This is a genomic window from Jiangella anatolica, from assembly GCF_003236295.1.
GTDB classification, from domain to species: Bacteria; Actinomycetota; Actinomycetes; order Jiangellales; family Jiangellaceae; genus Jiangella; species Jiangella anatolica.
Map to the genome: position 1 here is coordinate 1 of NZ_POTW01000012.1, position 11,290 is coordinate 11,290.

General features: G+C 74.0%; 10 protein-coding genes. 9 read left to right on the forward strand and 1 reads right to left on the reverse strand.

The genetic code is table 11. The annotated features are described in order from the left end of the window. Positions 1-22: 22 nt before the first annotated feature. The 9 genes from C1I92_RS06960 to C1I92_RS07000 all read left to right on the forward strand — a co-directional run bounded on the left by C1I92_RS06960 (position 23) and on the right by C1I92_RS07000 (position 10,251). On the forward strand, positions 23-1,129 hold the full coding sequence (locus tag C1I92_RS06960) for an S-methyl thiohydantoin desulfurase family protein (RefSeq protein ID WP_111253937.1): 1,107 nt from the start codon (positions 23-25) through the stop codon (positions 1,127-1,129). Continuing rightward, complete coding sequence (locus tag C1I92_RS06965; RefSeq protein WP_111253938.1) at positions 1,126-2,715, forward strand: hydantoinase/oxoprolinase N-terminal domain-containing protein; 1,590 nt, start codon at positions 1,126-1,128, stop codon at positions 2,713-2,715. The genes C1I92_RS06960 and C1I92_RS06965 overlap by 4 nt, the downstream gene beginning before the upstream one ends. Positions 2,716-2,723: 8 nt before the next feature. Continuing rightward, on the forward strand, positions 2,724-4,316 hold the full coding sequence (locus C1I92_RS06970) for an ABC transporter substrate-binding protein (RefSeq protein ID WP_111253939.1): 1,593 nt from the start codon (positions 2,724-2,726) through the stop codon (positions 4,314-4,316). Positions 4,317-4,320: 4 nt separating this feature from the next. After that, the gene (locus C1I92_RS06975; RefSeq protein WP_199521019.1) at positions 4,321-5,355 is read left to right on the forward strand and encodes an ABC transporter permease; all 1,035 of its coding nucleotides are present in this window, start codon (positions 4,321-4,323) and stop codon (positions 5,353-5,355) included. Positions 5,356-5,357: 2 nt separating this feature from the next. Beyond that, the gene (locus C1I92_RS06980; RefSeq protein WP_111253940.1) at positions 5,358-7,097 is read left to right on the forward strand and encodes a dipeptide/oligopeptide/nickel ABC transporter permease/ATP-binding protein; all 1,740 of its coding nucleotides are present in this window, start codon (positions 5,358-5,360) and stop codon (positions 7,095-7,097) included. Further along, positions 7,094-7,870, forward strand: a complete 777-nt coding sequence (locus C1I92_RS06985) for an ABC transporter ATP-binding protein (RefSeq protein ID WP_111253941.1) — start codon at positions 7,094-7,096, stop codon at positions 7,868-7,870. The genes C1I92_RS06980 and C1I92_RS06985 overlap by 4 nt, the downstream gene beginning before the upstream one ends. Positions 7,871-7,884: 14 nt before the next feature. Then, a complete protein-coding gene (locus tag C1I92_RS06990) occupies positions 7,885-8,277 on the forward strand; it encodes a cupin domain-containing protein (RefSeq protein ID WP_111253942.1) in 393 nt (130 codons plus the stop codon). A gap of 31 nt (positions 8,278-8,308) precedes the next feature. Next, complete coding sequence (locus C1I92_RS06995) at positions 8,309-9,391, forward strand: CobW family GTP-binding protein (protein ID WP_111253943.1); 1,083 nt, start codon at positions 8,309-8,311, stop codon at positions 9,389-9,391. Between the two features lie 104 nt (positions 9,392-9,495). Continuing rightward, positions 9,496-10,251: a class I SAM-dependent methyltransferase gene (locus C1I92_RS07000; protein WP_111253944.1), complete on the forward strand. Its 756-nt coding sequence runs from the start codon at positions 9,496-9,498 to the stop codon at positions 10,249-10,251. A gap of 16 nt (positions 10,252-10,267) precedes the next feature. Here C1I92_RS07000 and C1I92_RS07005 read toward each other — a convergent pair whose 3' ends face one another. Further along, positions 10,268-11,287: a LacI family DNA-binding transcriptional regulator gene (locus C1I92_RS07005; protein WP_199521020.1), complete on the reverse strand. Its 1,020-nt coding sequence runs from the start codon at positions 11,285-11,287 to the stop codon at positions 10,268-10,270. Positions 11,288-11,290 lie beyond the last annotated feature (3 nt).

Genomic DNA, 11,290 nt, shown 5'->3' on the forward strand with positions numbered 1-11,290 from the left:
ACCCGACCCCTAGCGTCGGCACATGGTCACCCCCACGTCCGTCGCGCCGCCGCATCAGGCGCTCGCGGCGGTCTCCGCAGCCGACGTCTCCGCGCTCGCCGCCGGCGCCGCCATCTTCGGCACCGGCGGTGGCGGCGCGGTGCAGACCGCCCAGCTCGCCGCCGAGGACGCGCTGCGCCGGCACGGCCCGGTCCCGCTGCTGTCACTGGACGACCTCACCGCCGACGACGCGGTCATCATGATGTCCGGCATCGGGGCGCCCACCGTCGGCATCGAGATGCTGTCGTCGGCGACCCAGGTCGAGGCGATCATGCGCGAGGCCGAGATCGTCGCGGGCCGCCGGATCACCGCGCTGATGCCGGCCGAGATCGGCGGCAGCAACGGCGTCAGCCCGATCGGCTGGGCCGCGCGCCTCGGGCTCAAGGTGCTCGACGCCGACGGCATGGGCCGGGCGTTCCCCGAGGCGACGATGATCGCGCCGAACGTCGCCGGCGTGCCCTGCGACTTCACGGTGATGGGCGACGTCATCGGCAACATCGTCGTGCTCCGGACCGTCGACCTGCGCTGGCTCGAACGGCACGCACGGGCCATCACCGTCTCCAGCGGCGGCGTCTGCCTCGGCGCGCACTACCTGCTCACCGCCCAGACGGCGCCGGGCGCGGTCATCGCGGGCACCGTGAGCCGTGCCGTGGCCGTCGGCCGGGCACTGCTCGCCGCGACCGAGCCGGTCGCCGCCGTCGCCGCCGAGCTGGCCGCCACGGTGCTCGTCACCGGCAAGGTCGTCGACGTCGCCCGCCGCACCGAGGGCGGCTTCGTCCGCGGCTCGGTCACGATCGCCGGCACCGGGACCGACCGCGGCCGGCTGCAGCGCATCGAGCTGCAGAACGAGAACCTCGTCGTGCTCGAGGACGGCGAGGTGCTGGCCACCGTGCCCGACCTCATCTCGATCGTCGACGCCGAGACCGGCCACGCGATCTCGACCGAGCTGCTCGCGTTCGGCCAGCGGGTGGCGGTGCTCGCCTGGGCCTGCGACCCGCTCTGGCGCACACCGCGCGGCCTGGAGCTGGCCGGCCCGCGCGCGTTCGGCTACGACCTGCCGTACGTGCCGTTCGAGGGCGGTGCGCGGTGACGGCGGCCCGGGACCTGTCGGTCGGGGTCGACGTCGGCGGCACGAACACCGACGCAGTCGTCCTCGACGGCGCCGGCACGGTGCTGGCCAGCACGAAGCAGCCGACCACCCCCGACGTCACCGGCGGCATCCGGCACGCGATCGCGCACGTGCTCGACGGGCTCGGCGACGACCGCGCCCGGGTGTCGCGGGTCATGCTCGGCACGACGCACGCGACCAACGCGATCGTCAGCCGGCGTGGCCTGGAACGCGTCGCCGCCATCCGCCTCGGCGCGCCGGCCGCGACGGAGTACCCGCCGGTCACGGGCTGGCCGGAGGACCTCATCGCGGCCGGGATCGCCGGCACCGCCATGGTGAGCGGCGGTCATCTGGTCGACGGGGCGCCGATCGCGCCACTCGACCGCGACGGGATCCTCCGCTTCCTCGACGGCCTCGGGGGCCTCGACGGGTTCGACGCCGTCGCCGTCACCGGGATCTTCGCCCCGTCGTATCCGGAACAGGAGCAGGAGGTCGCCGCCCTGCTGCGCGACCGGCTCGGGCCCGACGTCCGGGTGTTCCTCAGCCAGGACATCGGCCCGTCCGGGCTGCTCGAGCGCGAGAACGCCACCGTGCTGAACGCGGCGCTGCACGGCATCGCGCGCGGGGTGACGCAGGCGCTGCGCACCGTCGTCGACGAGCAGGGCCTGGACGCGGTGACGTACTTCGCGCAGAACGACGGCACGCTGATGTCGCTGGACTACGCCGTGCAGTACCCGGTGCTGACGATCGGGTCAGGCCCGGCGAACTCCATCCGCGGCGCCGCCTTCCTGTCCGGCGCGGACGAGGCGATCGTCGTCGACGTCGGCGGCACCACGTCCGACCTCGGCGTGCTCATGAACGGGTTCCCGCGCGAGTCGACGCTGCCGCGCGAGATCGGCGGCGTCCGCACGAACTTCCGCATGCCCGACATCCTGAGCCTGGGCATCGGCGGCGGCACCGTCGTCGACCTCGCCACCGGCGCGGTCGGCCCCGGCTCGGTGGGCTACACCATCGAGCGGGAGGCGCTGCTGTTCGGCGGCGCCACGCCGACGCTGACCGACGCCGCCGCGCTGGAGGGCGCGTCGATCGACGGCCGGGCGCTGCCCGGCCTGCCCGGCGCGGAGAAGACCGCGCTGCGCCGGGCGCTGGCGCACGCCCGCGAACGCCTCGAGGTCGCGGTCGAACGGCTCTCGCTCGGCCGCGCCGACCTGCCGCTGGTCGTCGTCGGCGGCGGCGGCTTCCTGGTGCCGGACGAACTGCCCGGCGCGGGCGCGATCGTGCGACCGGACCACGGCGACGTCGCCAACGCCGTGGGCGCGGCCATCTCGCTGGCCGGCGGCCGCGCCGACCAGCTGAGCGACGTCGACGATCGCGACGCCGCCCTCGACGCGGCGTCCAAGGCGGCGATCGAACGGGCCATCCAGGCCGGCGCCGACCCGCTGCGGGTCGTCGTCGTCGACGTCGTCGAGACCCCGATCTCCTACACCACCCGGCCGACCGTGCGGGTCTCCGTGAAGGCCGCGGGGCCGCTGGCGGAGCTGCGGGCCACGGCCGGCTCACCCACCTGAGGAGAGAGATGAGACTCAGCACCGCACCGGTGGCCACGGTCACCCTCGCGATCACCCTGGCCGTCGCCCTGACCGCGTGCTCCGGCGCCGGCGACGACGGCGACCAGGCCAGCACCGACGTGGTCTCCGGCGGCACGTTCGTCAAGTCGATCGCCGGCGACCCGGGCGACCTGAACCCGATGCAGGCCGTCACGTTCGACACCTGGGAGGTCATCGGGATGTCCTACGAGGCGCTGGTGTACGTCAACCCCGACGGCGAGCTGGAGCCGTGGCTCGCCGAGGAGTGGACGGAGACCGGCACCGAGGTCGTCTTCACCCTGAAGGACGGCATCACCTGCGCCGACGGCACCCCGTTCACGGCCGAGACGGCGGCGGCGAACATCGCCTACAACACCGACCCGGCCAACGCGACGTTCTACTACGGCTCGCAGGTCACCGAGGCGGTCACGGCGACCGCCGACGGCAACACGCTGACCGTCACCAGCGCCGTCAACGACCCGTTCCTCGTCGCCAACGTCGGCACGATCCTCATGGTGTGCGACACCGGGCTGGCCGACCCGTCGGCGCTGTCCGGGACGACGGACGGCACCGGCCTGTTCCCGCTGACCGAGGTGGAGCCCGGCGCGTCGTACCGGTTCACCAAGCGCGACGACTACACGTGGGGGCCGGACGGCGTCACCAGCGACACCGAGGGCCAGCCCGACGCCGTCGAGCTGCGGGTGATCGCCGACGAGTCGACCGCGGCGAACCTGCTGCTCTCCGGCGAGATCCACGCGTCCAGCATCATCGGCGCCGAGCGCGTCCGCGTCGAGGCCGCCGGGCTGGAGTCCGCCGGCGTCCGCAACCCGGTCGGCGAGATCCTGTTCAACGAGCGCAGCGACCGCGCCGTCGCCGATCCGCTGGTCCGCGAGGCGCTGGCCACCGCGATCGACCGCGACGAGGTCGGCACCGTCATCGCCGACGGCGAGGCGATCCCGTCGGTGTCGCTGGTCGTGCGCAACCCGCTGCTCTGCGTGCCCGACGAGGCGGCCTGGACGCTGCCCGAGACCAGCCTGGAACGGGCCGGCGAGCTGCTCGACGAGGCCGGCTGGGCGCTCGCGGAGGACGGCCTGCGCTACAAGGACGGCCAGCCGCTGACGGTCAAGTTCATCTACGACGCGGCGACGCCGACCCACGCGCCGGCCGCCGAGCTGGTGAAGCAGGCCTGGGACCAGCTGGGCGTCACCACCGAGCTGTCCGCCAACGACGCCGCCGCGTGGTCGGAGCAGCTGTACCAGACCTTCGACTGGGACACCGGCTGGGTGCAGGTGGCGCCCGGCGGGCCGGTGGTGCTGTCGACGTTCTTCGCCGGCGCCACGCCGGAGGAGGGCGGCCTGAACTTCATGTTCGTCGAGAACCCCGAGTACGAGGCGCTCGTCGCGCAGGCCAAGCAGGCCGGTCCGGAGGAGACCTGCGATCTGTGGCAGCAGGCCGAGGCGGAGCTGATCGAGCGGTTCGACGTGTTCCCGGTCGCGGACAACATCCTGCCGACCTACATGAACGGCGCCACGTTCGAGATGCCGAACTTCATCATGCCGACCACCATCCGGATGCTGGGCTGACGGCGTGGCGGTCTCCCCACTCGCGCGGTCCGCGACCGGTGACGGCACCCCGTCGCCGGCGCGGCCGCGCGGCCGCGCCGCGGGGCCGGCGCTGTCGCCCCGGCTGGCGTTCCTGCTGCGCCGGCTCGGACGGCTGGCCGTGTCGCTCGCGGTCGTGGTGGTCGCGACGTTCCTCATCGTCCACCTCGTGCCGGGCGACCCGGTGCGCGCGGCGCTGGGGCCGAGCGCGACGCCGGAGCTGGTCGCCGCGACGCGCGCCGAGCTGGGGCTCGACCAGCCCGTCCTGCAGCAGTTCACCGACTACGTCGCCGGGCTGCTGCGCGGCGACTTCGGCGTCTCGATCCGCACCCAGCGCCCGGTCGGCGAGACGATCGCGCAGCGGTTCCCCAGCACGCTGACGCTCGCGGTGCTGGCGTTCGTCGTCACCGTCATCGGCGCGCTGCCGATCGGCGTGGCCGCGGCGATCTCGGCCCGGTCCGGCCGGCACGGTGTCGTCGACGGCGTCGTGTCGAGCGTGCTCGGCGTGCTGATCGCCATCCCGAGCTTCCTGCTCGCCGTCGGGCTGATCGCGGTGTTCAGCGTCTCGCTGGGGCTGCTGCCGGTCGCGGGCTGGGGGCAGCCGCAGCACCTGGTCCTGCCGGTCGTGACGCTGGCGCTCGGGCCGATGGCGTACCTGGCCCGGATCGTGCAGGTCGAGATGTTCACCGTCCTCGACTCCACCTACATGACGACGGCGCGCAGCAAGCGGCTGCCGGCCCGGCTGGTGTACCGGCGGCACGCGTTGCCGAACATCGTCACCGCCTCGCTGACCGTCGGCGGCCTCATCCTCAGCGGGCTCACGGCCGCGACCGTGCTGGTCGAGATGGTGTTCGCGATCCCGGGACTCGGTGAGGTGACCGTCGCCGCGGTCAGCGGCAAGGACTACCCGATGATCCAGGGCGTGGTGCTCGTCTACGCCCTCACGGTGCTCGGCGTGAACCTCGTCGTCGACCTCATCCTCATCACCGTCGATCCCCGTTCCTCGATCGCGGAAGGGTGACCATGGCCGCATCGAAGCGTTCCCGGCTGCGCACGCCCACGGCCGTCGTCGCACTCGTCGGAGCCGTCGCGCTCGCCGCGGTGGCCCTGCTCGGACCGGCGGTGTGGGGGTCGACGGCCGACACGACGACGGTGGCCGACCGGATGCTGGGACCGTCGGCCGCGCACCCGTTCGGCACCGACGAGCTCGGCCGCGACCTGTTCGCCCGGGTGATGGTCGCGGCGCGGCTGTCGCTCGTCCTGACCCTCGGCGCGACCGCGATCACGATGGCCGGCGGCGTCGTGCTGGGCCTGGTCGCGTCGGTGCTGCCGCGGGTGGCGCGCCGGCTGGTCACCGGCTTCATGGACATCCTGCTCGCGTTCCCGTGGCTGCTGCTGGTGCTGTTCTTCTCGGCGATCTGGGGCGCGAGCGCGGTCGGCGCGATGCTGGCGATCGGCTTCGCCGGCGTCCCGTCGATCGCCCGCCTGGTCTACACCATGTCCTCGTCGCTGTCCGGCCGCGACTTCGTCCGGGCCGCGCGCGTGGCCGGCGTCGGTCCGCTGGGTGTGCTCGGCCGGCACGTCCTGCCCAACATCCGCGGACCGCTGCTGGTCAACACCGCGGCGACGGCCAGCGTCACGCTGCTGTCGTTCGCCGGGCTGTCGTTCCTCGGCCTGGGTGTCCAGGCGCCGGACTACGACTGGGGCCGGCTGCTGCGCGAGGGCATCGCCCGCATCTACCTCAACCCGATGGCGGCGATCGGCCCGGGTCTCGCCATCGTGCTGGCCGGTCTGGTGTTCACGCTGGCCAGCGAGGCGCTGGCGAGCCGGCGCGGCCACGGGCTGCGCACCATCGGCCGGCTGGCGAAGGCCGCCGCGGGCATCCCGTCCGGCGACGTCGAGCCCTCTGCTCCGGAGCGGGCGCGGCCGGTCGCCGAGGTGCGCGGCCTGCGCGTCGCCTTCCCCGACGGCGACGGCGGCCTGGTCGAGCGGGTCCGGGGCGTCGACCTGACCGTCGCGCCGGGCGAGACCGTCGGCATCGTGGGCGAGTCGGGCTCGGGGAAGTCGCTGACGGCGATGGCGCTGGCCGGGCTGCTGGCGCCGCCGGCCGTCGTCACGGCCGCCGCGCGCACGTTCGACGGCATCGACCTCTCCCGCCCCCTGTCCCGCGCTGACGCCGCCCGGGTCGGCGCCGGGCTCGGGATGATCTTCCAGGACCCGCTGACCTCGCTGAACCCCGCGCTCACGATCGGCCGGCAGCTCACCGAGGTGCCGGAGGTGCACCTGGGGATGTCGCGGGCGCAGGCCCGCGAACGCGCCACGGAGGCGCTGCGCGTCGTCAGCATCCCCGAGCCGGAGCGCCGGCTGCGCCGTTACCCGCACGAGTTCTCCGGCGGCATGCGCCAGCGCGCGATGATCGGGATGGCCCTGACCGCCTCGCCCCGGCTGCTGATCGCCGACGAGCCGACCACCGCGCTGGACGTCACCGTCCAGCGGCAGGTCATGGCGGTGCTGCGACGGGCGCAGCGCGACTCCGGCGCGGCGATCGTGTTCATCTCGCACGACATCGCGCTGGTGTCGGCGTTCTGCGACCGCGTCGTCGTCATGAAGGACGGGCTGGTGGTCGAGGAGCTCGACGCCGGGCGCATCCGGCAGGACGCCCAGCATCCGTACACCCGGGCGCTGGTGGCCTGCCTGCCCGACATGAGCTCGGACCGCAGCCGGCCGCTGCCGGTGATCGCCGGGGACGGGAGCACGGCATGAACGCCCTCGAGATCGACGACGTCACGGTGCGGTACCGACGCGAGCTGGCCGTCGACGGCGTGTCGCTGGCCGTCCCGCAGGGCCGGACCGTGGGGCTGGTCGGGGAGTCCGGCTCGGGCAAGAGCTCGATCGCCAACGCGGTCGTCGGCCTCGTGCGCCCCGCGTCCGGTGATATCCGCGTCGGCGGCGCGAGCGTCGTCGGCCGCGGCGCCGCCGTCACCCAGGCCCGGCGGCGCACGCAGCTGATCTTCCAGGACCCGTTCTCCGCGCTCGACCCGCTGATGCCCGTCGGCGCCTCGATCGCCGAGGCCACCCGGGCGACCGGGCGGCGCTGGTCGCGCGAGGCGAAGGCGGCCCGTGTCCGGGAGCTGCTGGGCCAGGTGCACATCGACCCGGCCCGCGCCGACGAGCTGCCGGCGGCGTTCTCGGGCGGTCAGCGCCAGCGCATCACGATCGCCCGCGCGCTGGCCGGCGAGCCGTCCGTGCTCATCGCCGACGAGGTGACGTCGGCGCTGGACGTGTCGGTGCAGGGCGCGGTGCTCAACCTGCTGCGCGAGCTGCAGCGCGATCTCGGCCTGTCGATCCTGTTCATCTCGCACAACCTCGCCGTGGTGCGCTACATCAGCGACGAGATCTGTGTCATGCGGCACGGGCGGATCGTCGAGGCCGGCGAGACCGAGGCGCTGCTGCGCGACCCGGCCGACGGGTACACGCGGGAGCTGCTGAGGGCGGTGCCGGTGCTCGGCCGCCGGATGGAGTTCGAGGACGCCTGACCGGGAGGTTTCCGATGCTGCTCCAGCGTCGCGGCGACGATCACCACGACTGGTCTCTCTACCGGGGCCGGGCGCCGGTCGGCGTCGAGTGGTACTTCCGGGAGCGGACCGAGCTGCCGACATCGGTCATGCTGTACCACCTCGAGCCCGGCGCCGAGGAGGGCTCGCACCTGCATCTGACCGGCGACCCGGCCAGTTGCTCGGAGCTGAGCGAGGACGAGCTGTACCTCGTGGTGGCCGGCGAGGTCGTCATGACGGTCGACGGCGAGCAGGCCGTCCTCCGCTCCGGCGACGCCGTCTACGTCCCCCACGGCGTCGCGCACGGCGTCCGCAACGACTCCGGCGCCCCGGCCGAGCTCGTCCTCCTCTTCGGCCCGCCCGGCGGCAACCCGTTCACGACTGACTGAGAATGCTTCTCATTACTGCTAAGCTGCCGGCATGCGTACCGTACCTGTCGTCCTGCTCACCGGCGTGGACGCCGATGCGATGGCGTCGGCCACCATCGCGCTGCAGTGGGATCTGCCCAACGCCGTGGTGATGCACCACCGGATCGACCCCGGGACCAACAGGCTGCTGCGAACGGTGAGCGACGTCACCGGCGTGCTGGAACGGGTCGAGGTGGATCTCGAGCACGCCTGCGTGAGCTGCGCGGTGCGCGAGGACGTGGTGCCGGCGTTGGACCGGCTGGCCGCGGCGGGGCGCTGGGACGCGATCGTCGCGCAGCTGCCGGCGGGCGGCGACGCGAGGCAGGTGTGCCGGGTCGTCACGCACGGCGAGCGGCTTCGCCACGTGCGGGTCGCGGGCGTGCTGTGCGCGCTCCACGGCCCGCGGCTCGTCGACGACCTGCTCGGTGACGAACTGCTCCGGGAGCGTGGCGTCCGGACCGGGGACGACGGACGCGGCGTGGCCGAGGCCGGTGCGGCGCAGGTGGAGTACGCCGACGCCGTCACGGTCGTCGGCGCCGACGAGGCGACCGGCGCGACCGGCCCGGCGCTCGTGCGGGCGCTGGCCCGGCCGGGTGCGGCCGTGCTGGTCGACGGCGCGGGGTTGGCGCCCGACCGCTTGCTCGACGGCATCCACGACCACGCGGCCGCTGAGGCGTGGACGGCGCGGGTGCGCTCGGGGCCGCTTCCGCCGGTTGCCGGCGACGACGTGTGGCGGCTGGACCTGCGGTCGGACCGGCCGTTCCACCCGGACCGGCTGCGTGAGCGCATCGCGGTGATCGGCGGCGGTCCGCGCCGGTCGCGCGGCTGCTTCTGGCTGCCGACCCGGCCGGGGGTGGCGTGCGCGTGGGACGGCGCCGGCGGCCAGCTCAGCATCGGCGCCGTCGAAGACTGGGGACGGCGCCGGCCGTTCATCCGGATCGTCGTCACGGGCCTGGACGACGGCCGCGACGAGATCGCCGCGGCCTTCGAGCAGTGCCTGCTCACCGACACCGAGCTGAGGCGGCGCGGCCAATACTGGGAGGCCGCCGGCGACGGCTTCGAGGCCTGGCTCGGCGACGTCCACAGCGCGGCCTGACCACACGAAAGGGATCCCTCATGTCCGCCCGTTGCCAGGTGACCGGAGCCCAGCCGCACCGCGGTGAGCTGCCCGGCGTGACCAAGTCCAGCTGGTAGCCGTCGATGACGTGGGAGAACTACGAGCGGCTGGCGGAGTTCCACGATCTGTTCATGACCGAGGCCTGGGAGCGGTTGCGCCCGCGGGTGCGGTCCGCCCTGGCGCACCTGGGCGAGACCTCTGTCGTCGTCGAGATCGGCGCCGGATCGGGCATCGGCACTCGGACGATCGCGGCCGAGACCCGTGCCCGGATCTTCGCCGTCGAGCCCGCGCTGGTGATGCGGTCCATCCTCACCGCGAGGGTCGCCGACCACCCGCAGCTCGCGGACCGGGTCACCGTCGTGGCCGGGTCGGTCCCCGACGATCTGGGGGAGGTCCCCGCGGGCATCGACGCGTTCGTGTGCGCGCACATGCTGGGTCACCTCGACCGGGAGACGCGGCGCGGGCTGTTCGCGTGGCTCGGCTCGCACCTGCGGCCCGGCGGCGTCGGTCTCGTCACCACGCAGGAGCGGCCCGAGGCTCCGGCCGGCCGCGACGGCGACACGCTCCTCGTCGAGACGCGGACGATCGGCGACTACGAGTACCGCGCCCACCACCTCCGGACCGGCCGGCCCGGCCGGCACTCGAGCCGCTACGAGGTGTGGCGCGGGAGCACCCTGGTCCGGTCCGAGAGCTTCGAGGGACGGTGGGAGGCCGTGACGGCGGGCGACGTCGCCGCCGATCTGCCGCCGTCGCTGGCCCTCGAGGTCGTCGCAAGCGGAGTCGCGCTGATCCGCTCACGCGATGGTCGCCCCAGCCGGGACCGCCGCGCGGCCCGCTGACCGCCAGACGCGCGCGTCAGGCGGATGCGCGGCGGACCAGTTCCGTGGGCAGGATCTGCGCCGGCTCCGGCGTCCGGCCGTCGAGCATCGCCAGCAGCGTCTCCGCGATCAGGCGGCCCGCCTCACGGGTGGGCTGGCGGATCGTGGTCAGCGGCGGCGTCGCGGTCGAGGCGAACATGAGATCGTCGAAGCCCACGACCGCGATGTCGTCCGGGACCCGGATGCCGCGGCCGCTGAGCTCCTGCAGGGCGCCGGTGGCCATCAGGTCGGAGGCCACAAATACCCCCTGGAGATCGGGGTGCTCGTCGAGCAGCCGCGCCATCGCGGTCGCGCCGCTCGCCGCGGTGAAGTCGCCGCCGGCCGTCGCGTCGTCGGCCAGGTTGTGCTCGCGCATACCGGCTCGCCAGCCGTCGAGCCGGTCGATGCCGGCCGGCATGTCGAGCGGTCCGGTGATCGTGCCGAGTCGGGTCCGGCCGGTGCCCGCGAGGTGATGCGCCGCCAGCCGGCCGCCGCCGGCGTTGTCCGCGTCGACGTAAGGCATGCCGGGGAGTGTGGCGCCGACCGGCCGGCCGCCGAGCACGACGGGGACGGGGATCTTGCCGAGCGCGTCGGCGTCGAGGTCGGCGCGGTGATGGCTGATGATCATCGCGCCGTCGACGTGGCCGCCGCGCAGGTAGGAGATCATCTGGTTGCCGTCGCCGGGATGCTGGCCGATGAGCAGGATCAACTGGTTCCCGCTGGGCGCCAGGCCGGCCGTGATCCCACTGAGCACCGTCGCGAAGTACGGGTCGGAGAACAGGACGTCACCGGTCTCGGGCACCACGAGCGCGACCGAGCCGGTCCGCCGGGTCACGAGCGTGCGCGCGGCCGGGTTCGGCGAGTAGCCGAGCTCGCGGACGGCGCGCTGCACCGCCTCCACCGTCTCGGGACTGACCCGCGGCTCGCCGTTGATGGCGCGCGAGGCGGTCGACCGCGATACCCCGGCCGCCGCGGCCACCGTCTGGAGCGTCGGCGGGTCCGGACGAGTACTCTCCACCCC